This window comes from Treponema sp. R6D11 (assembly GCF_054786075.1).
Genome location: NZ_BDHD01000975.1, coordinates 1 through 426, shown reverse-complemented (window position 1 = coordinate 426; position 426 = coordinate 1). Strand labels below are relative to the sequence as shown.

General features: G+C 48.1%; 1 protein-coding gene. It reads right to left on the bottom strand.

Going from position 1 to position 426, the window contains the following annotated elements; genetic code table 11:
* Nucleotides 1-38: 38 nt before the first annotated feature.
* Nucleotides 39-426: hypothetical protein (locus ACYVTD_RS17080; RefSeq protein ID WP_461248839.1), on the bottom strand; the 388-nt coding region annotated here is incomplete at its 5' end.

Here is a 426-nt window from a genome sequence, read left to right as displayed (position 1 = left end):
ACCTGCTTTACGGCTATGTCGCCTCAAAAGACTATACCTTATACGCGGAGATAAAACTTCTTGATTACGGCAAACGCTCCCTGTCCCGCACTTTCTATTCCGTAGACGACATAGACAATGCGGAACAGGGAGCGTTTGCCGTAATCAAGAAGTTTTATCTCCGGGTATAAGGTATAGACTTTTGAGGCGACATAGCCGTAAAGCAGGTAGTGCGCGCGTTCGTTTTGGCAGACCCTGACGGCGTCCGCGAGGGATTGGGGTGGATTTTGCCCGCGCGGGAGGGATAAGACTGAGAAGGTTAAGTCAATACCCGTCTCCACTGACTGCAATTTGTTAAACAGTTTTTTATGAAAATCGTTGTTATTGCGAACCTCGTCCTTAACTTCGTCGATGTGGTAGAACGGGGCGATATGGATTGTTTCAAGG